Annotated in this window: 14 protein-coding genes; 12 read left to right on the forward strand and 2 right to left on the reverse strand. The window is 68.4% G+C overall.

Going from position 1 to position 20094, the window contains the following annotated elements; all coding sequences use genetic code 11:
• Window positions 1-48: 48 nt before the first annotated feature.
• Complete coding sequence (locus ACS5PM_RS13395) at window positions 49-1512, reverse strand: carotenoid oxygenase family protein (protein ID WP_439388123.1); 1464 nt, start codon at window positions 1510-1512, stop codon at window positions 49-51.
• A gap of 171 nt (window positions 1513-1683) precedes the next feature.
• Here ACS5PM_RS13395 and serB point away from each other — a divergent pair, with 171 nt between their 5' ends.
• The 5 genes from serB to ACS5PM_RS13420 all read left to right on the forward strand — a co-directional run bounded on the left by serB (window position 1684) and on the right by ACS5PM_RS13420 (window position 6738).
• Complete coding sequence (serB, locus tag ACS5PM_RS13400; RefSeq protein ID WP_439388124.1) at window positions 1684-2391, forward strand: phosphoserine phosphatase SerB; 708 nt, start codon at window positions 1684-1686, stop codon at window positions 2389-2391.
• Window positions 2392-2488: 97 nt separating this feature from the next.
• Window positions 2489-3658: a sensor histidine kinase gene (locus ACS5PM_RS13405; RefSeq protein WP_439388125.1), complete on the forward strand. Its 1170-nt coding sequence runs from the start codon at window positions 2489-2491 to the stop codon at window positions 3656-3658.
• Window positions 3655-4794, forward strand: a complete 1140-nt coding sequence (locus tag ACS5PM_RS13410) for a histidine kinase (protein WP_439388126.1) — start codon at window positions 3655-3657, stop codon at window positions 4792-4794. Before ACS5PM_RS13405 ends, ACS5PM_RS13410 begins: the two co-directional genes overlap by 4 nt.
• A 25-nt stretch (window positions 4795-4819) precedes the next feature.
• Complete coding sequence (locus tag ACS5PM_RS13415) at window positions 4820-5584, forward strand: LytR/AlgR family response regulator transcription factor (protein WP_439388127.1); 765 nt, start codon at window positions 4820-4822, stop codon at window positions 5582-5584.
• A 197-nt stretch (window positions 5585-5781) separates the two neighbouring features.
• Window positions 5782-6738 carry a hypothetical protein gene (locus ACS5PM_RS13420; RefSeq protein ID WP_439388128.1) on the forward strand — a complete coding sequence of 319 codons (957 nt, stop codon included), beginning with the start codon at window positions 5782-5784 and terminating at the stop codon, window positions 6736-6738.
• Between the two features lie 48 nt (window positions 6739-6786).
• On the opposite strand, the gene hrpA is transcribed toward ACS5PM_RS13420, so the two are convergent.
• Window positions 6787-10656: an ATP-dependent RNA helicase HrpA gene (gene hrpA, locus ACS5PM_RS13425; RefSeq protein ID WP_439388129.1), complete on the reverse strand. Its 3870-nt coding sequence runs from the start codon at window positions 10654-10656 to the stop codon at window positions 6787-6789.
• A 213-nt stretch (window positions 10657-10869) separates the two neighbouring features.
• On the opposite strand from hrpA, the gene argA reads away from it, so the two are divergent.
• The 7 genes from argA to hemH all read left to right on the forward strand — a co-directional run bounded on the left by argA (window position 10870) and on the right by hemH (window position 20046).
• Entirely contained in the window at window positions 10870-12207 is a 1338-nt protein-coding gene (gene argA / locus ACS5PM_RS13430) for an amino-acid N-acetyltransferase (RefSeq protein WP_439388130.1), read from the forward strand.
• 26 nt (window positions 12208-12233) lie between these two features.
• Entirely contained in the window at window positions 12234-12506 is a 273-nt protein-coding gene (locus ACS5PM_RS13435) for an oxidative damage protection protein (protein WP_439388131.1), read from the forward strand.
• 475 nt (window positions 12507-12981) lie between these two features.
• The gene (locus ACS5PM_RS13440) at window positions 12982-13287 is read left to right on the forward strand and encodes an H-NS histone family protein (RefSeq protein ID WP_439388132.1); all 306 of its coding nucleotides are present in this window, start codon (window positions 12982-12984) and stop codon (window positions 13285-13287) included.
• Window positions 13288-13385: 98 nt separating this feature from the next.
• Window positions 13386-15254 carry a DNA primase gene (dnaG, locus tag ACS5PM_RS13445; RefSeq protein WP_439388218.1) on the forward strand — a complete coding sequence of 623 codons (1869 nt, stop codon included), beginning with the start codon at window positions 13386-13388 and terminating at the stop codon, window positions 15252-15254.
• Between the two features lie 334 nt (window positions 15255-15588).
• Window positions 15589-17850, forward strand: coding sequence for an RNA polymerase sigma factor RpoD (rpoD, locus tag ACS5PM_RS13450; protein WP_439388219.1), 2262 nt, complete (start codon window positions 15589-15591; stop codon window positions 17848-17850).
• A gap of 145 nt (window positions 17851-17995) precedes the next feature.
• Window positions 17996-18952 carry an adenylate/guanylate cyclase domain-containing protein gene (locus ACS5PM_RS13455; RefSeq protein ID WP_439388133.1) on the forward strand — a complete coding sequence of 319 codons (957 nt, stop codon included), beginning with the start codon at window positions 17996-17998 and terminating at the stop codon, window positions 18950-18952.
• Window positions 18952-20046: a ferrochelatase gene (gene hemH / locus ACS5PM_RS13460; RefSeq protein ID WP_439388134.1), complete on the forward strand. Its 1095-nt coding sequence runs from the start codon at window positions 18952-18954 to the stop codon at window positions 20044-20046. The genes ACS5PM_RS13455 and hemH overlap by 1 nt, the downstream gene beginning before the upstream one ends.
• The last annotated feature ends 48 nt before the right edge of the window (window positions 20047-20094 follow it).

Below are 20094 nucleotides of genomic sequence, written 5' to 3' on the forward strand. Positions count from 1 at the left end.
AAAGTCCCTGGCGGTGAGTGCCGCCGCAGGCGGCGGGCGTTGCGCACGTCACGCGGGCCGGAACGCCCCGTGGAATCCGAAGGGCAGCACCTGCGGCATCTCGACCATGGCCAGGCATTCCATGCGGCGCGGATCGAGCACGGCCAGCCGCGTCGACACGTCGCCATCGGCCAGGGTGGACACCAGCAGCACGCCGTCATCCTCCTCGGTGCCGCCGGGCCGCGGCACGAACAGCGGCTCGAGTTGGACGGCGTTCGCACGCTGCCATTCCCGGCGTTCGCCGCTGGCCAGGTCGATGCGGACCGTGCGGTCGAGAAAGTGCGCCCTGTCCTGCGGGTCGTAGCCGGCACCCCAGGCCCAGCGCGCCGCGCCCGTCTCCGGCCGATCGGGGTGGACCTGGGGCAGCTCGAAGCCGCTTCCCAGCGGCTCGATGCGCGCCTCTGATGTGCCCGGGCGCAAGCGGTAGCGAGTCAGGCGGGCGGCGGTGCGCTGGCGCAAGCCGCCGCGCAAGGCCACCAGGGCCAGGTCCTCGAAGACAGTGGCATCGGGGTAGTCGCACAGGTCCAGCACCAGGTCGTCCCCATCCTCGAACGCCTGGACCGCGTGGAAGCACATCATGGGTGGGATCTCCCAGCGGCGCGACGAGCCGTCGGCCAGCGAGATCGCGTGGATCGTCGAGCCGCTGGCCGGCTCCCACCGGAAGTTGCGCTGGTACGGCCGGTGGGTGAACAGGAAGCCCAGCGGTTGTGCGCGCAGCGCCGTCTCCCAGACGAGCATGTGACCCGCGCTGCGGGCGAAGGCGTGCAGATAGCCTGCCTTGCGGACCGGTATGGCGCCCACCGGCTCGCGCCGGGTACTGCCGGCACGGATGCGGAACAGGCGATAGAAGGACTTGGGGCCGAACTCGACCCCGACGTTCCAGTAGTCTCCACGGCGGTCGGTCATGCCGTGAGCGGCCATCAGCGCCAGGTCCAGCTCATCGTCGTGCCTGAGCTCGCCGAGCGTGGTCAGCGTGGTGGGATCGAATTCGATGAAATGGGGCGATTCGGTGCAGGCGACCCACCGTTCGCCGATGCGCGACATCACCACCGCCGGGTTGTCGCTGCTGCGCGGATGGAAGAAGTGCGTGATCCGCGATAGCCACGGCTCGGTGTCCGGCGTGGCGAACTCGCCCACCACCGGCCGGCCGGCCGCCTGCGCCAGGTCGAACGACTGGCTGCGCGCGAAGCGGCTGCGGTAGACGGGCGCGCGCCCGCCGTCGAAATGCAGACGATGCAGCATCGCCAGGCCGTCGAACCAGTGGGCGTAGCGGCCCTTGGGCAACTCCCACAACGCCGGGCCGTTGAGCAGCAGCGAACCGCGAAGCCACGGCGGCAACGCGCCCTGGACTTCACACGCCGTGTCGTCGAATTCGCGGGCGCCCGAGTCGAAACCACGCAAGCGGCTCAGGGGCGAGGCGGCTGCATCGGCAGCGGTGGTTCGGTCGGTGGTGCGTTCCAGGACGGCAGACATGGGACCTCCTGCGGCAGTTGGGGGGACGAGCTTGGGCGGTTCTACGCCTGCCGAGAGCACCCGGATGCCCGGGATGACCCGAGCATCTGGCGACGCCTGCGATACTTGCCGGCTTGCACCCGCCCCGCCTGCCCGTCCTGACCGGGGATCCCTTCCCCGGGTGATGCCCCGATGTCCGCTCACGAGTTCGCCCCTGGCCTGTTCACCCGTGGCTTCACGCCGCCGCTGCGGCTGGCCGACTTCCGGCTCGTCGCGTTCGACATGGATTCCACGCTGATCGACATCGAATGCGTGGACGAGATCGCGGCGGCGGCCGGCCTCAAGGCCGAGGTGGCCGCCATCACCGAAGCAGCCATGCGCGGTGAGATCTCGGATTTCAAGGACAGCCTGCGGCGTCGCGTCTGCCTGCTGGCGGGCGTGCCCGAAAGCGCGCTGCAGCAGGTGCGCGAGCGCCTGTGCCTGAACCCGGGGGTAGAGCCGTTCGTCGCCGCCTGCCGAGCGGCCGGCCTGAAGACGCTCCTGGTGTCGGGCGGGTTCACCTACTTCAGCGAACACGTCCGCCAGCGCCTGCAGCTCGACTTCGCCCGCGCCAACGTGCTGGAGGTGGTCGACGGCCGGCTCACCGGCCGCCTGCTGGACCGGCCCTGGGGCGACATCGTCGATGGGGCCGAGAAACGGCGGGTCCTGCTCGAAGTCTGCGAGCTGATGGGCATAGAGCCGGCACAGTCCATCGCCGTGGGCGACGGCGCCAACGACCTGCCCATGATGGCGGCCGCCGGCCTGTCGATCGCCTTCCACGCCAAGCCGGCCGTGCGGGAGAAATCCATGCTGTCCATCGAACGGGGCGGGATGGAACGGGCGCTGGAAGTCCTGCGCTGAGGGTCTTCGAGGCCCGCCCGCCCGGCTTCGTCAGGGCCTCGGGCCGGTTCGTCGCCGGCCGGCCCGCCGGCAAGCCCCCAGGCGGACAATCCTGTCCATGACGTACCAGGACCCGCCCGCCGCTGCTGTTTCGCGTTGGGCCGTGTTTCGGCGCGTGGTCAACCTGCCGCACGTCGCGGCCGTGTTCTATTTCGCGTTCGTCTTCGCGCTGTCCCGCATCATTGCGTGGCAGGCCGCCACGAGCGACGTCTCGCAGTGGACCTTCGAGCTGGCGCGGTACACGCGCCAATCCATGATCAGCGGCCTGTCCATCCTGGCCTGCGCCGGCCTGGCGGAAGCCTGGCTGGCCGGACGGGCGCTGAGGCCGCGTACCGCCTGGGGCGTGCGCGGCGGCGCCGTGGCCGTGGGCACGGTCGTGGGCGCCGCACTGCGCTACACCGTCGTCTATGCGCCGGACTTCAAGGAGCCGCTGGAGTGGTCCTGGGCGGCGTACACGACCAGCCTGTGGTGGCTCCTGGGCTGCAGCGGCTACGGCCTGCTGCACCTGTCGCAGGTCGAGCGGGCCACCCGCGAGCGCCTGGCCCTCGCGCGCCAGGCCCGCGAGGTGCTGGCCGCCCAGCAGATGGAGGCCGAACTCTCGGCACTGCAGGCCCAGATCGAGCCGCATTTCCTGTTCAACACGCTGGCCAACGTCAAGCGGCTGTACGACGTGGCGCCCGGGCGCGGCCGAGACATGCTGGCCAGCCTCATCGCCTATCTGCAAACCGCCCTCCCGGGCATGCGGCGGCAGCACGCCTGCCTCGGCGACGAGTTGGACCGGGTGCAGCACTACCTCGCCATCCTGCAGATGCGCATGGGCGAACGGCTGCGCTTCGACATCACGGCCGCGCCCGCGCTGCGCGACGCCGAGATGCCGCCGATGGTGGTGGCCACGCTGGTCGAGAACGCCATCAAGCACGGCCTGTCGCCGCTGCCCGAGGGGGGGCGCCTCTGGGTGACCGCGATGGAAACGGCCGGCAACAAGCTGCTGGTGGACGTCCGGGACGATGGCCAGGGCTTCGTCGGCGCGGGCGGCAGCGGGGTCGGGCTGGCCAATACCCGCGCCCGGCTGCTGGCGCTGTACGGGCAGCAGGCCTACCTCGCGCTGGAGGCGGCCGCGCCGCGAGGCGTGCTGGCCCGGGTATGCCTGCCCTTGCGAAGGGTGTCCGGCATGGATCCGCCGTCCTGGCGACAGGCCGAGTCGACCGAGGAGGCGTTGACATCATGAGCAGCGTCCTGCCCGGCAGCGCTACGCTGGCGTCTGCACAGCCGTGGTGGGCACCGCTCGCGCATGTGCTGACGTCCTGGCGCTCGGTCCGCTGGTACGAGCTGGCGGGGTTCACGGCACTGGGGCTGCTGTACGGCGCCGTGGACCTGTCCGGACTGGCGGACGTGAAGCACCTGGAGCAGCCCTGGCTGCTGTTCTGGCGCCTGTTGCTGTCGCCCCCCATCTGCACCCTGGTGCTGCTGCTGGCCTGGCTGCCCGCCGACCGCAGCGACCCCGGCCATCCCCAGCGCAACCAGCGCCTGCTCATCGCCGCGGTGCTCGGCAGCGTGATCGCCGTCCCGTTGCTGTGGGGCGTGACCGAACTGGCCCACTGGCCGACCTGGCAGGACCTGTGCCAAGAGCCCAAGTGCAAGATCAAGCTGACGCTGCTGCAGCGCTTCTCGGCCGACTTCCTCTCGATGCTGCTGCCCAGTGCCTTGTCGATCGCGCTGATCGAGATGCTGCGCCGGCGGTGGCGAAGCGAGGCCATGTTGCAGAGCCTTCTGGGCGAACAGGCCGCGCTGAGCCGGCAAGCCATGGCCGCGCGGCTGGCCGCGATGCAGGCCCAGGTCGAGCCTCACTTCCTCTTCGACGTGCTCGTCGACGTGCAACAGCACTACGCCCTGGGCCAGGGTGAAGCGGCTGCGGACCAGCTGGAGCGCCTGATCCACCACTTGCGGGTGGCCTTGCCGCGCCTGCGTGAGCAGAACGTGACCACGCTGGATGCCGAGGCGGCCCTGCTGGGCAGCTACCTCGGCCTGCGCAGCAGCCTGGAGCGGCGGCCGGTGCAGTTCGACGATGCGCTGCCGCCCACCCTGCGGTCCGCCATCCTGCCGGCGATGCTGTTGCTGCCACTGCTGCAGCGGGCCCTGCGGCTGTGCCCGGGGGCCCTGCCGGAGCGGATCGCCTTGACCGCCTGGCGAAACGTCAGCGCGCTGGGCATTCGCCTGACCGTCAGCACGCCCGGCCTGTGCGGCGACGACGCCGACCTGGCGGCCCAGCGCGAGCGCCTGCAGGTGCTCGCTGGAGACCAGGCTTGCCTGCGTTGCGAGGCCGACGAACATTCGACACGCTTCACCCTGGAGCTTCCTTCATGAACTCCGCTGGCGCCCTGGAGCTTGCATGAACACCAGAAACCCGACCGCGCTGGTCGCCGAAGACGAATCGACGCTGCGCGCCGAGCTGATCGAGCAAATCAGCCGGCTGTGGCCTGAGCTGACGATCCTGGGCGAGGCCAGCGACGGCGTGCAAGCCCTGCGCCTGCTGGACGAACTGCGCCCGGACGTGCTGTTCCTCGACATCCAGATGCCCGGAGCGACCGGGCTGGACGTGGCGCGCCAGGCCAGCGGCCGCAGCCATGTGGTGTTTGTCACGGCCTACGACGAACACGCCGTGGCGGCCTTCGACCACGGCGCCGTCGACTACCTGCTCAAGCCCTTGCAGCCGGCGCGCCTGTTCACCGCCATCGGCCGGGTCAAGCATCGCCTGGGCAGCGCGCCCAACGAGCTGAGCTCGGTGCTGGATCGCCTCGCCGCCCTCCCAGGCACGGGCGCCCCACGGCAACACCTGCGCTGGATCAACGCCTCGGTCGGCCAGAGCCTGCGTCTCATCACCGTCGACGAGGTGCTGTATTTCGCGGCCGACAACAAGTACACGCGTGTCGCGACCCTCGACAGCGAGGCGCTGATCCGCAAGCCGCTGAAGGAACTGGTGGAAGAACTGGATCCGCAGCAGTTCTGGCAGATCCACCGCTCGACGCTGGTCAACGCCAGCGCCATCGCCGGCGCCAGCCGCGACTTCCGCGGCCGCCTGCAGCTCAAGCTCAAGGAACGCAGCGAAACATTGCTGGTAGCCGAGAGCTACGCACATCTGTTCAAGCAGATGTAAGCACACTGCAACGGCCTGAAAGATGGCCGTCGTTTGCGGCCCATCTCGGGCGATCAGCGTCTTACGCGACTCGTCAGCGGGTCGATCAAGGCAGCACTCGCCCGCCTCGTTTCCCCAGGTGCACCGGACAGAGCCGGGCGAAGCGCCACAGCGCTTTGCGGCCCGCCGGGCCCGGCCATGGCGCCTTTGGAAACGACATGAACGCCCTCCGCTCTGCCCGCCTCAAGCCCATCGCCGCTGCCTTGTTCGCCGCCAGCCTCGCACCGCTGGCCACCCCCGCCCACGCCGTCACCGCCGACGCCACTCCGCCGGGCTACAACGCGAACTGCAACTGCTATCGCAACGTGGCCTACGGCACGACGACGTGGTACGAACCCACCACCCGCAAGTACGCCAAGCAGGTGATGGACATCTGGATGCCGGCCAACATCACGCGGGCCGAGGGAGCCCCCATCGTCTACTACGGCCATCCGAACGGCGTGGGCAACTACATCGCCATGGACACGGCCCCGGGCTCGCTGTGGAGCCGCCTGGTCAAGCCGCTGACCGATCGCGGCTACATCGTCGTGTCGTACGAGTTCCGCCACCCGGTGGTGAACTACGTCGCCGGCAATCCCGTCCCGCGCTACGACATCCAGAAGGCCATCAACTTCTTCACCAACAACTACGCCTCGACCCTGGTGGCCGATCCGGCCAACTCGTTCATCGCCGGCCAGTCGCGCGGCGCCGGCCTGGGCCTGCTCACCGCGCTGACCGGCGCCTTCACCGGCAGCACCAAGGTGCAAGGCATCTGGACCTACCAGGCCCAGACCAGCTTCAACTGCAACGAGATGGCCAAGACCTACGTCATCCAGAGCGACCGCGACGCCTTCCTTTCGCAATGCGTCCAGGTCGACGGTGCCGGCTCGTCGCTGCAGTCCGTGTCACCGTCGTCGCCGCCAGTCGTCACCCGCTACGAACGCGCCTTCCACAAGGTCCTGGTGCCGGCGAGCGAGGTCGACGTGCACTACCCGGACTTCGGATGGCAGCTGTGCAAGCGCTACGGTGTCCAGGGCCTGTCCGCCCAGTGCTCGCCGGTCGAGAACGTGAGCGACGCCGATGCCTGGATCGGAATGGCGGACTACTTCGACCAGCACGTGCAACCGGCGATGTGAGACTGGCGGGACCGGCCTGTCTGCCGAGCCATGCCGGAAGGCATCCGCTCAGCCCGTCAGCTGGGACCACACCTTCTCCAGCCTCTTCACCGACACCGGCTGCGGCGTGCGCAGCTCCTGGGCGAACAGGCTGATGCGCAGCTCCTCCAGCATCCAGCGGAACTCGTCCAGGCGCGCATCGGCCTGGCCTTTCAGCTCGGCCAGGCGACGCTGCCAGCGTTGCTCCAGCGGTCGCAATTCAGCCAGGCGCTGGCTGTCGCGAACCGGATCGGCGCGCAGCTTGTCCAGGCGCATCACGACGCCCTTGAGGTAGCGCGGAAACTGCTGCAGCGCCGCCCATGGCGTCTGCGCCAGGAAGCGCTTGGGCACCAGGCGCTGCAGCTGCGCCGCGACGTCGTCAGCCACCTCTTTCGGCGGCTTCGCATCCTTGAGCTTGCGAGCCGCCGCGGCGTACTCGACGAGGACCGTGCCGGCCAGGCGCGCCACCTCCTGCGCGATCAGGTTGAGCCGGGTGCGGCCCTCTTCGATGCGCTTGCCGAACGCCACCGCGTCCTGCGGCAGCGGATCCTGCAGGAAGGCCCGGTCGAGCGCCACCGCGACGATCTGGTCGCGCAGCTCTTCCTGCGTGCCGAGCGGCATGTAGGCCACGGCCATCTTCTGCAAATCGGGGATGTTCTTCTCCAGGTACTTCAGCGGCTCCTTGATCTGCAGCGCCACCAGGCGCCGCAGGCCGGCTCGGTGCAAATGGGCGGCGACGTCGGGCTCGTCGAAGACCTCGACCTCGACATGCGCGCCCTTGTCGATCAGGGCGGGGAAGCCGATCAGCGTCTGGCCCTTCTGTCGGATCTCCATCAGCTCCGGCAGCTCGCCGAAAGTCCAGGCGGTGTAGCGAGCCGGTGGAGTGTCAGCCGGCGGCGGCGAAGGCGCCTTCACCATTGCTACCACACCGCGCGAAGGCGCTGGCGCAGGTGCCCCCGCGGGGGCGGCCGGCGCCGGTGACGGCTCTCGCTTCAGCGCCGCCAAGGCCTGGAACGCGCTGCGGGCCTGGCCACCCCACTCGGCCTTGAGACTGGCCAGTTGGCGCCCCATGCCCAACTGGCGCCCGTGCTCGTCCACCACGCGGAAGTTCATGAACAGGTGGGGCGGCAACTGCTCGAGCTTGAAGTCGTTGCGCTGGACCGCGAGCTGGGTGCGTTCGCGCACGGCCTTCAGCAGCACCTCCATGAACGCGCCCTGCGCGAATGGCGTCGTGGCGCAGAACTCGGCCGCGAACTCGGGCAGCGGGACGAGGCGCGAGCGGGGCCGCTGGTGCAGGCTTTTCACCAGCGCCAGCACCTTGGCCTCGAGCATGCCGGGCACCAGCCACTCGCAACGCTCTTCGCTGACCTGGTTCAGCGCGTAGATGGGGACGGTGACGGTGACGCCGTCCTTGGCGTCACCGGGTTCATGCAGATAGGCGGCGGTGCAATCGACACCCCCCAGCCGGATGGTCTTGGGAAAGGCCGAGGTGGTGATGCCTGCGGCCTCGTGGCGCATCAGCTCCTCGCGGTTGAGCATCAGCAGCCTGGGCTGCTTCCTGGACTCTTCCCGATACCAGGCCTCGAAGCTGGCGCCGCTGACCACATGGGCCGGCAGCTGCTGGTCGTAGTAGGCGTAGATCAGCTCGTCGTCGACCAGCACGTCCTGCCGCCGGGCCTTGTGCTCCAGCTCCTCGACCTGGGCGATCATCTTGCGGTTGTGGGCCAGGAACGCCAGCTTCGTCTCCCACTCGCCCTGCACCAGCGCCTCGCGGATGAAGATCTCCCGCGCCGCGGCCGGATCCACCTGGCCGAAGTTCACTCGGCGGTTGTTGTAGACCACGATCCCGTACAGCGTCGCGCGCTCCAGCGCGATCACCTCGCCGGCCTTCTTTTCCCAGTGCGGCTCCAGCAACTGGGTCTTGAGCAGGTGGCCGGCGATGGGCGGGATCCACTGCGGCTCGATGGCCGCCAGCCCACGCCCGAACAGGCGTGTCGTGTCGACCAGCTCGGCCGCGATCAACCAGCGCCCCGGCTTCTTGCTCAGGTGCGCGCCGGGATGGCGCCAGAACTTGATGCCCCGCGCGCCGAGATACCAGTCCTCGTCATCGGCCTTGCAGCCGACGTTGCCGAGCAGCCCCGCCAGCATGGCCAAGTGGACCTGCTCATAGGTCGCCGGCGTGGTGTTCAGGCGCCAGCCATGCTCGGCCACCACGGTCTGCAGCTGCGAATGGATGTCGCGCCACTCGCGCACCCGCCGCGGGCTGACGAAGCTTTCGCGCAGGCGCTGCTCCTGCTGGCGATTGCTGAGCTTGTGGACGTCGGACTTCTCGCCGGCATGCCCGTGCACGCCGCGGCCCTCCTCGATCCACTTCCACAGCTTGAGGTAGCCCATGAACTCCGACTTCTCGTCGTCGAACTTCCTGTGTTTCTCGTCCGCCGCCTGCTGGGCTTCCAGGGGGCGGTCGCGCACGTCCTGCACGCTCAAGGCGCTGGCGATGACCAGCACTTCGGTCAGCGACTGGCGCTGCCGCGCCTCGAGGATCATGCGGCCCACGCGAGGGTCCAGCGGCAACTTCGCGAGCTCGCGGCCGATGGGCGTGAGCTCGTTCTCCTCGTCCACCGCACCGAGCTCGGCGAGCAACGCGTAGCCATCGGCGATGGCCTTGCGCGGCGGTGGCTCGAGGAAGGGGAAGTCCTCGACCAGGCCCAGGTGCAGCGCCTTCATCCGCAGGATCACGCCGGCGAGCGACGAGCGCAGGATCTCCGGGTCGGTGAAGCGCGGCCGCCCGGCGAAATCCTTCTCGTCGTACAGCCGGATGCAGATGCCGTTGGCCACCCGGCCGCAGCGGCCGGCGCGCTGGTTGGCCGCCGCCTGGGCGATGGGCTCGACCTGCAACTGCTCGACCTTGTTGCGGTAGCTGTAGCGCTTGACTCGGGCCTGGCCGCTGTCGATGACGTAGCGGATGCCGGGCACCGTCAGCGAGGTCTCGGCCACGTTGGTGGCCAGCACGATGCGCTTGCCGCCGCCGGACTCGAAGACACGGTCCTGCTCGGCCTGCGACAGCCGCGCGAACAGCGGCAGGATGTCGGCGTGGCGGTGCAGCGGCTGGTGCGACAGGTGCTTGCGCAAGTGATCCGCCGCCTCGCGGATCTCGCGCTCGCCGGGCAGGAAGACGAGGATGTCGCCCGAGCCTTCGCGCCAGAGTTCGTCGACGCCGTCGGCGATGGCATCGTTCAGGTCGTGTTCCCTGCTCTCTTCAAATGGCCGCCAACGCTGCTCCACCGGGAAGGTGCGGCCGCTGACGTGGATCACCGGCGCAGGCCCCCGAGCCGAGGCGAAGTGATTGGCGAACCGCTCGGCATCGATCGTCGCCGAGGTCACCACCACCTTCAGGTCGGGCCGCCTCGGCAGCACCTCCTTCAGGTAGCCCAGCAGGAAGTCGATGTTCAGCGAGCGCTCGTGCGCCTCGTCGATGATCAGCGTGTCGTAGGCCTTGAGCAGAGGGTCGGTCTGCGTCTCGGCCAGCAGGATGCCGTCGGTCATCAGCTTGACCGAGGCCCCCGGCTGCAGGCGATCCTGGAACCGGACCTTGTAGCCCACCACCTCGCCCAGCGGCGAGTTCAACTCCTCGGCGATGCGCTTGGCCACCGAGCTGGCGGCGATCCGCCGCGGCTGCGTGTGGCCGATCAAGCCTTTGCCGCCGGCACCCAGGCCGCGGCCCAGCTCCAGCGCGATCTTCGGCAGCTGGGTGGTCTTGCCCGAGCCCGTCTCGCCGCTGACGATGATCACCGGATGCTCGGCCAGCGCCCGGGCAATCTCCTCGCGCCGGGCGGAAACCGGCAGCGATTCGGGATAGTGGATGGGCGGGACGGGGTTGGCGGGGCGAGCAGGTCTCATCGTTCTTCTCGGCGGATCCTTGGACGATCCGCGCGGCAGTACCTTGGCGGAACCAAGCAGCCGCCGCGGATCCGGTTTCGCCGGTCCGCTGGCGGCGCCCCCTCCGAAGGGGGAGCGCCGAAGGCGCTACGGGGGTGGTCAGGATCTGCAGGGCGCGGATTATCCGCGCGGCACGCGTCCGGCACGCCGCGGGCAGGCAAAATGGGCGCCCACATGGACCTGGTCTTCCCCCACACCTTCGTGCCCTGGTTTCGATCGGTGGCGCCTCACATCCACGCCTACCGGGGCAAGACCTTCGTCGTCGGCATGACCGGTGAGCTCGTCGCGGCCGGCCGACTGAACGCCTTCGTTCAGGACCTCGGGATCCTGCACGCGATGGGCGTGCATCTCGTCCTCGTGCACGGCTTCAGGCCGCAGGTGAACGAGCAGCTCGCGGCCAAGGGCCACAGCGCCCGCTTCTCGCACGGCATGCGCATCACCGATGGCGTGGCGCTCGACTGCGCCCAGGAGGCCGCCGGCCAGCTGCGCTTCGAGATCGAGGCGGCCTTTTCGCAAGGCCTGCCGAACACGCCGATGGCCAATTCCACCGTCCGGGTGGTCTCCGGCAACTTCCTCACGGCCCGGCCGGTCGGCATCGTCGACGGCATCGACTTCGGGCACAGCGGTTTCGTGCGCAAGGTCGATTCGGCCGCCATCCGCAAGGCGATCGACATCGGCGCGCTGGTGTTGCTGTCTCCGTTCGGCTTCTCGCCCACCGGCGAGGCCTTCAACCTGTCGATGGAAGACGTCGCCACGCAGACGGCCATCGCCCTGCAGGCCGACAAGCTGCTGTTCCTGACCGAGGTGGCCGGCATCCACGAAGACCCGAACGATCTCGAGTCGCCCGTAGACACCGAGCTGGCGCTGGCCGATGCCGAGCGCCTGCTCGCCGGCATGCCGCCGCCCATGCAGCCCACCGACGTCGGCTTCTATCTCAAGCACTGCGTCAAGGCTTGCCACGGCGGTGTCGAACGCTCGCACATCCTGCCTTTCGCCACCGACGGCGCCCTGCTGCTCGAGGTCTTCACCCACGACGGCATCGGCACCATGGTCGTCGACGAGAAACTCGAGAGCCTGCGCGAGGCCACCGCCGACGACGTGGGCGGCATCCTGCAGCTGATCGAACCCTTCGAGCGCGACGGCACGCTGGTCAAGCGCGACCGCACCGAGATCGAACGCGACCTCGCCAACTACACCGTGATCGAGCACGACGGCGTGATCTTCGGTTGTGCGGCGCTCTACCCCTACCCCGAGGCGCGGACCGGCGAAATGGCCGCCCTCACCGTCTCGCCCCAGGTCCAGGGCCAGGGCGACGGCGACCGCATGCTCAAGCGGGTCGAGCAGCGCGCGCGCACCATGGGCCTGGAATCGATCTTCGTGCTCACCACGCGCACGATGCATTGGTTCATCAAGCGCGGTTTCGCCCAGGTCGACCCGGACTGGCTGCCTGAAGCCCGCAAGCGCAAATACAACTGGGACCGCCGTTCGCAGGTCCTCGTCAAGAAGCTCTGAATAATCCCCTTTCCCCGGAGACCCCCATGGCCCGCACCGTTCAATGCACGTACCTCAAGAAGGAAGCCGAGGGCCTCGACTTCCCGCCTTATCCCGGCGAGCTGGGCAAGCGCATCTACGACAACATCAGCAAGGAAGCCTTCGAACTGTGGAAGCGCCACCAGACCATGCTGGTGAACGAAAACCGGCTCAATCTGGCCGATGCCCGCGCGCGCCAGTACCTGGCCCGGCAGATGGAGCAGTTCCTTTTCGGGTCCGGGGCAGACCAGCCAACGGGCTATGTGCCGCCCAGCAACTGAGCACTTTCCTGATACGGACGTGCCGGCCTGGCACGGAACGCCAAATCGTATTTGGTCGTACTGCCGCCACGGTCGGGCGCAGGCGCTCTACCTGAACTTCACCCGGCACATGAAGGCTCGGGCGCCCGACGCAAGCCTTCCATAACCTGGGTCGTCCCGCGCGGCTGCCTGGAATCGCGCGAAAACCCGCAGGCGTATCCGTGAATACCTCACGTGGCGCCTGGCGGGGCGATTCTCCGCCGGCGACCTCGAAATGCTGCCGTTCCCGGCATGTAATCGCCGGCGGCCGGCGGCCGCAGCTTTGACTCTTCCTGGCGCTTTCGATCCCTGCCCCCGGCGGCGAGAATGAATCACCTCCAGCGGCTGCCCAGGATAGGCATCAGGGGATATCGGTAATGGTGTGTTGCGCCGGCTTGATGCCATGTGTTCCTGCGATATGATCCGCGCGCCCGCCGGGTATTTCAGGAGTATTTGCATGGAATCCATTCAAGATCTGCTGGCGCAGAAAGCTGCCCTCGAGAAGAAGATTGCCGAAGCGCAACGGACGGCGAAGGCCGATGCGATCGCCAAGGTCAAGGCCCTGATGGCCGAATATGGCCTGACCGCCGCGGATCTGGCTGGCAAGGCCCCTGGGGCACCCAAGGCGGATGGCACCAAGAAGGTGGCCGCCAAGTACCGCGACCCCGCCACGGGCCAGTCCTGGACCGGCCGAGGCCTCAAGCCCAAGTGGCTGCAGGCGGCCCTGACCACCGGCAAGTCGCTGGAAGACTTCGCGATCTGACCGCTGCGGCGGGGCCGGCAGACGCTGGCCTTGTGCGAAGATGAAGATTCCCGTGTCGGGGCAGCCTTGGCTGCCCCGATGTCATTTCCGAACTTCGCATCGTGATCCCTTCCGGCTTCATCCAGGACCTGCTCGCCCGCGCCGATGTGGTGGCCGTGGTGAGCCGGCACGTCGAGCTCAAGAAGGCTGGCATCAACTACAAGGGCCTGTGCCCTTTTCATGGCGAGAAGACGCCGAGCTTCATCGTCAGCCCATCCCGCCAGACCTACCATTGTTTCGGCTGTGGCGCGCACGGCGACGCCCTTCGCTTCCTCACCGAGCACCATGGCATGAGCTTCGTCGAGGCGGTGAAGGACCTGGCCCAGGAGGTCGGCCTGCCCGTCCCGGAGGACGAGACCAGCCCGGCCGAGCAGGCCCTCGCCGCCGAGCGACGCGAGCAGCAACTGGGCCTGATCGACGTGCTGCAAAGGGCCGGCGACCACTATCGCAAGCAACTCAAGGCCAGCCCGCACGCCGTCGCCTATCTCAAGAGTCGCGGCCTGACGGGTGAGATCGCCGCCCGTTTCGGCCTGGGCTACGCCCCCGAAGGCTGGCGGACCCTGGCCGGCGTCTTCCCGCACTACGACGACCCCGTGCTGGCCGAATCCGGGATGGTCATCGTGCAGGGCGACGACCCGGAAGACCAGAAGCGCTACGACCGCTTCCGGGACCGCATCATGTTCCCGATCCGCAATGTCAAGGGCGAGACCATCGCCTTCGGCGGTCGCGTGCTGGGCCAGGGCGAGCCCAAGTACCTGAATTCGCCCGAGACGCCGGTCTTCGTCAAGGGGCGGGAGCTCTACGGCCTCTACGAGTGCCGTGCCGGTCTGCGAACCAAGGGCTACGCCCTCGTGACCGAGGGCTACATGGACGTCGTGGCCCTGGCACAGCTGGGCTTCCCGAACGCCGTCGCGACGCTGGGCACTGCCTGCACGGCCGACCACGTGGTCAAGCTGCTGCGTTTCACCGAGCAGGTCGTCTTCAGCTTCGACGGCGACGCTGCCGGCCGCCGCGCGGCAGGCCGGGCGCTGGAGGCCGCCTTGCCGCACGCCACCGACACGCGCAGCTTCCGCTTCCTGTTCCTGCCGCCGGAGCACGACCCCGACAGCTATGTGCGCGAGTTCGGAGCGGAGGCCTTCGAAGCCTTCGTGCGCAAGGCCATCCCTCTCTCGCGCCAGCTGCTGGATCATGCGGCCGCGGACTGCGACCTCACTTCGGCCGAAGGCCGCGCCCGCATGCTGGCCCAGGCCCGGCCGCTGTGGCAGGAGTTGCCCGAAGGGGCGCTTCGGGCCCAGCTTCTGGGCGAGCTCGCCATCCGCGGCGGCCTGCCGGCCGAGGAGCTCGCGCGGCTGTGGCAGCTCGGTGGCCCGCGGCAGCGACCGGAGCCGGAGGCCGACCGGCCCAGCGAAGAGGCACGCGGCGAGCGCCGCCGCCGCTGGTACCGCAAGGACGACGGCGACGGCCTGCCCCGGCCCCAGGGCCGCCGCCCCCCGCCCAAGCGGCCGGAGGATCACGTCGTCCAGATGCTGTTCGGCCAGCCGGCCTGGTGGCACGAGATCTCGGCCGAGGCCCATGATCTTCTTCACCGCCTGCCCGCGCCCCATGGCACGCTGGTGGCCTGGCTGGAGCGCGAACTGGCGGAGCACGGCGCCCGGCCCTGGGCCGTGGTTCGCGAGGCCGTGGGCGAGGACGAGAGCCTCGGGGCCGAGCTGCGCCGGCTGGCCGATGGCGATGCCGACCCCGATGCCACGCTGGACACGCTGCTCAGGGCCATCGACCAACTGCTCGAAGCGGATCTCAAGGCCCAATGCAAGCGGCTGGAAGTGGCCGCCGAAACCGACCCGGTCGCGCGCAAGCAGTTCGTCGAAACCTTCCGCCACTGGAACGAGGTCAAGAATCGCCTGAGGGCGCCGACAGTGACGGAATAGGCCGGATGCCCCTGATCCCCACATCCCTATCGGGGGTTTCCGGGTATAATCCGTGTTTCAGCGGCAAGAGTGACAGCAGCCGCCAGGCGACCCAGGCCCCCCGCGACACGGGGAATACCACAGGCCACCTCCTCGCTTCGGCTGCACTTTCAAACGTTCACGCCAGCTTGCCTGCCCGAATCCCGGCCGTCGCACTCATCCTCGACGGCCGGTGGGTGTTTTGTTTCGATTTCGGCCGTCCGCCGCCGGGCTTTGACCCGCGTGGCGGCGTGTGCACGAGATCGATACGGAACCGAAGGGCCCTGGAAGGATCACCTCACCTCGAGACATCTTAATGACCGCGAAGAAGCCTGCAGCCGCTGCCAAGACCACCACCACGCCCGCGCCCATGGCCACCCCGGCCAAACCCGCCGCCAAGGCGGCGACCAAGGCGAGCGTGACGGTCGAGGACCCGAAGAAGGCAGCCGCCGCTGCCAAGGGCAAGGCTGTGCCGGTCAAGGCCGCTGACGAAGACAAGGCCAAGCGCGGCAAGAAGGCTGCCGGCAAGGAGCCGGAAAAGAAGACCGAGGAACCGGAAGACGACCTGGCCGACATCGAGTCCGAGCTGGAAGGCGAAGCCGAAGTCGAGTCGGAAGTTGCCGAGGTCGAGGATTCCGGCGAGGACAAGCCCAAGGCCAAGCCGCTGCGGATGAAGGTCTCGCGCGCCAAGGAGCGCGCGCTGATGCGCGAATTCGGCCTGGACGAAACGGCGCTGACCGAGGAAGAGGTCGCCAAGCGCCGCCAGGAGCTGAAGACGCTCATCAAGATGGGCAAGACGCGTGGCTACCTCACGCACCAGGAGATCAACGACCACCTGCCCGAGAAGCTGGTCAACGAGGAGATCCTCGAGGCCATCATCTCGATGCTCAACGACATGGGCATCGCGGTGTACGAGCAGGCGCCCGACGCCGCCACGCTGCTCATCGCCGGTGGCGCGACCTCCACCGCCACCGAAGAGGAAGCGGAAGAAGCCGCCGAAGCCGCCCTGTCGACCGTCGACTCGGAATTCGGCCGCACCACCGACCCGGTCCGCATGTACATGCGCGAGATGGGCTCGGTCGAGCTGCTCACTCGTGAGGGCGAGATCGAGATCGCCAAGCGGATCGAAGGCGGGCTGCAGGCCATGATGCTGGCCATCTCCGCCTCGCCGACGACCATCGCCGAGATCCTCGCGATGGCCGACCGGATCGCGGCCGGCGAAATGCAGATCTCCGAGGTGGTCGACGGGTTCGTCGCCGAAGACGAGGCCGACGACTACGTGGCCGAGGAAGACTTCGACGAGTTCGACGAGGAAGACGACGACGACGGCAACGGCGGCTCCAAGGCCCTGACCAAGAAGCTCGAGGAGCTCAAGAGCCAGGCGCTGACCAAGTTCACCGACCTGCGCACCCACTTCGACAAGATGCGCCGCGCCTTCGAGAAGGAGGGCTACCAGTCGCCCTCCTACAGCAAGGCCCAGCATTCGATCAGCGAAGACCTGATGACCATCCGCTTCACGGTCAAGACGATCGAGAAGCTGTGCGACATCCTGCGCTCGCAGGTCGACGACGTGCGCCGCTACGAACGCGAGATCCGCAAGATCGTGGTCGACAAGTGCGGCATGCCGCAGGACCACTTCATCAAGACCTTCCCGCCCAACGCCTTGAACCTGAAGTGGAGCGAGAAGGAAACCGCTGCCGGCAAGCCCTACAGCACGATCATGCTGCGCAACCTCCCGGCCATCCAGGAGCTGCAGCAGAAGCTGGTCGACCTGCAGGCACGCGCCGTCGTGCCCATCCTCGACCTGAAGGAGATCAACCGCCGCATGAACGAGGGCGAGAAGGCCTCGCGCGACGCGAAGAAGGAGATGATCGAGGCCAACCTGCGGCTGGTGATCTCGATCGCGAAGAAGTACACCAACCGCGGCCTGCAATTCCTCGACCTGATCCAGGAAGGCAACATCGGCCTGATGAAGGCGGTGGACAAGTTCGAATACCGTCGCGGCTACAAGTTCTCGACCTACGCCACGTGGTGGATCCGGCAGGCCATCACCCGCTCGATCGCCGACCAGGCGCGCACCATCCGCATCCCGGTGCACATGATCGAGACGATCAACAAGATGAATCGCCTGTCGCGTCAGCACCTGCAGGAGTTCGGCTTCGAGCCGGACGCCCCGACGCTGGCCGAGAAGATGGAGATGCCCGAGGACAAGATCCGCAAGATCATGAAGATCGCCAAGGAGCCGATCTCCATGGAAACGCCGATCGGCGACGACGACGATTCGCACCTGGGCGACTTCATCGAGGACACCAACAACACCGCGCCGATCGAGGCGGCCATGCAGGCCGGCCTGCGCGACGTGGTGAAGGACATCCTGGACTCGCTCACGCCCCGCGAAGCCAAGGTCCTGCGCATGCGATTCGGCATCGAGATGTCGACCGACCACACGCTGGAGGAAGTCGGCAAGCAGTTCGACGTCACCCGCGAGCGCATCCGGCAGATCGAAGCCAAGGCCATCCGCAAGCTCAAGCACCCGAGCCGCTCGGACAAGCTCCGCACCTACCTGGACAACATTTGATCGCATGCGCTCGGATGGGGCGGGCCGGGCTGCGGGCCTGCATGGAAGGCATCCGGGCGCCGGCGATCCTCGGCACGATCTGATACCAACCGCCGCGCCTGGACTGCCGGCCCAAGCGAGGCCGGCAGGCTAAACTGCCTGACGCATGCCTACCATCAAGCGTCGAACCGTTCTGTTCGCGGATCTTCGCGGCAGCACTGCGCTGTATGAGTCGCTCGGCAACGCCCAGGCCACTGCGGTCGTCACCCAGACGATCAATGCGCTGGCGCAGCGTGTGCCGGTGATGGGCGGCCAGGTCATCAAGACCCTGGGCGACGGCCTGATGGCCGTCTTCTCCGTCCCGGCCATGGCCGTGGCCAGCGCCCTGCAGATGCAGGATCTGCTGGAGTCCACCATCGCTGCGCCGCATGCGGCCCCCGCGGTCGCCCGGCTCAAGCTGCAGATTGCGCTGGCACTCGGCGAAGTGGTCGAGATGAACGGCGATTGCTTCGGCGATGCCGTCAACGTCGCCGCCCGCCTGTTGGACCATGCAGGCGACAACGAGACCCTCATCACCGGCGAGCTCTACGACGAGCTGCCGCTGGACACCCGTGGCAACTACCGGTCGCTGGACCGCATGCACCTTCGCGGCCGCGCAGAGCCGGTCGACGTGCACATGCTGCCGCCCCGCAGCGTGGATGCCACCGCCACGCTGATGGAGACGCGCTTCGACCTGGCGGAACCCGAAGGCCTGCAGGTGCTCTGGCGCGAAAGCGTCTACCGCTTCACCCGCGCAGACCTGCCGGTCCTGATAGGCCGTGGCTCCGCCTGCGGCCTGCAGATCGACGAAGCCCGCGTCTCGCGCACCCATGCCCGCATCGACTGGATGGGCGGCGGCCTGCAGGTGGTCGACCTCAGCATCAACGGCACCTATGTGCGCTTCGCCGGCGACGACGAGGTCCTCAGCCTGCGCCGGGGCGCCTGCACCTTGCACGGCAGCGGCGAGATCGGCCTGGGAGGCTCGCCGAACGAGGTCGGCGTGCCGGTGCTCCAGTTCAGCGTCATGGCCAGCCTCGACGACACCGTGCCCATGCGGCTCAATCCGCCCCCGGGCAGGGCGTGATGGCCGCAAGCGCAGGCCCGCCCCACCGTCACGGCCAGCCCTCCCCGGTGGGAGTGCTCCTCGCCAATCTCGGCACGCCGGACGCCCCGACACCCGCCGCGCTGCGCCGCTACCTGGCCGAGTTCCTGAGCGACCCGCGCGTGGTCGAGATCCCGCGACTCGTGTGGTGGCCGATCCTGCACGGCATCATCCTGCGCACGCGGCCGGCGAAGTCAGCGAAGAAGTACGCCAGCGTCTGGCTGCCCGAGGGCTCGCCACTGGCGGTGTGGACGCAGCGCCAGGCCAAGCTGCTGCAGGGCTATCTGGGCCAGCGCGGCTGCTCTGTGCGCGTCAAGCCAGCCATGCGCTACGGGCAACCCTCGATCGCGTCTGCCATGGAAGCCTTCGCAGCCGAAGGCGTGCATCGCGTCCTGGTGCTGCCCGCCTACCCGCAGTATTCGGGCGCGACCACGGCCAGCACCTTCGACGCCGTCGCCGCCTGGGCGCGCCGCACCCGCTGGGTGCCGGAGCTTCGCTTCATCCACCAGTACCACGACGATGCCTCCCACATCGCGGCCCTGGAGGCCAGCGTGCGCCGCCACTGGCAAACCGAAGGTTCGCGGGGCGAAGTGCTGCTGATGAGCTTCCACGGCATGCCGGAGCGCACCCTGAAGCTGGGCGACCCCTACCACTGCCAGTGCCAGAAGACCGCCCGCCTGCTGGCCGGGGCCCTAGGCCTGGCGCCGTCACAGTGGCGGATCAGCTTCCAGAGCCGCTTCGGCCGCGCCAAGTGGCTGGGGCCTGCCACCGACGTGACGCTGCGGGAGCTGGCGGCGGCCGGCACCCGGCGGGTCGACGTCATCTGCCCCGGCTTTGCGGCGGATTGCCTGGAGACGCTGGAGGAGATCGCACAGGAAGGCCGGGAAACTTTCCTGCACGCAGGGGGCGAGTCGTTCAGCTACGTCCCGTGCCTGAACGACGACCCTGCCGGCATGGCGGCCCTCGCCGATCTGGCCAGGCGCCACCTCGCCGGCTGGATCGATTCAGCCCCGCCAGGAGAGCAGCAGCAAGCCGCGACACGGCAACGCGCGCTCGAGATGGGCGCCCCGGACTGACAAAAAGAAAAGGCCGCCCGGAGGCGGCCTGGAGCAGTAGGCGGTGCG

This window comes from Ideonella flava (genome assembly GCF_051857595.1).
Classification (GTDB): Bacteria; Pseudomonadota; Gammaproteobacteria; order Burkholderiales; family Burkholderiaceae_C; genus Ideonella.

Excerpts from the sequence above, each read along its gene's own strand:
- ACS5PM_RS13420 (WP_439388128.1), top strand. The coding sequence starts at position 5,782 with ATGAACGCCCTCCGCTCTGCCCGCCTCAAGCCCATCGCCGCTGCCTTG.
- ACS5PM_RS13410 (WP_439388126.1), top strand. The coding sequence starts at position 3,655 with ATGAGCAGCGTCCTGCCCGGCAGCGCTACGCTGGCGTCTGCACAGCCG.
- ACS5PM_RS13395 (WP_439388123.1), bottom strand. The coding sequence starts at position 1,512 with ATGTCTGCCGTCCTGGAACGCACCACCGACCGAACCACCGCTGCCGAT.
- ACS5PM_RS13440 (WP_439388132.1), top strand. The coding sequence starts at position 12,982 with ATGGAATCCATTCAAGATCTGCTGGCGCAGAAAGCTGCCCTCGAGAAG.
- rpoD (WP_439388219.1), top strand. The coding sequence starts at position 15,589 with ATGACCGCGAAGAAGCCTGCAGCCGCTGCCAAGACCACCACCACGCCC.
- ACS5PM_RS13455 (WP_439388133.1), top strand. The coding sequence starts at position 17,996 with ATGCCTACCATCAAGCGTCGAACCGTTCTGTTCGCGGATCTTCGCGGC.
- ACS5PM_RS13435 (WP_439388131.1), top strand. The coding sequence starts at position 12,234 with ATGGCCCGCACCGTTCAATGCACGTACCTCAAGAAGGAAGCCGAGGGC.
- ACS5PM_RS13405 (WP_439388125.1), top strand. The coding sequence starts at position 2,489 with ATGACGTACCAGGACCCGCCCGCCGCTGCTGTTTCGCGTTGGGCCGTG.
- ACS5PM_RS13415 (WP_439388127.1), top strand. The coding sequence starts at position 4,820 with ATGAACACCAGAAACCCGACCGCGCTGGTCGCCGAAGACGAATCGACG.
- hrpA (WP_439388129.1), bottom strand. The coding sequence starts at position 10,656 with ATGAGACCTGCTCGCCCCGCCAACCCCGTCCCGCCCATCCACTATCCC.
- argA (WP_439388130.1), top strand. The coding sequence starts at position 10,870 with ATGGACCTGGTCTTCCCCCACACCTTCGTGCCCTGGTTTCGATCGGTG.
- hemH (WP_439388134.1), top strand. The coding sequence starts at position 18,952 with ATGGCCGCAAGCGCAGGCCCGCCCCACCGTCACGGCCAGCCCTCCCCG.
- serB (WP_439388124.1), top strand. The coding sequence starts at position 1,684 with ATGTCCGCTCACGAGTTCGCCCCTGGCCTGTTCACCCGTGGCTTCACG.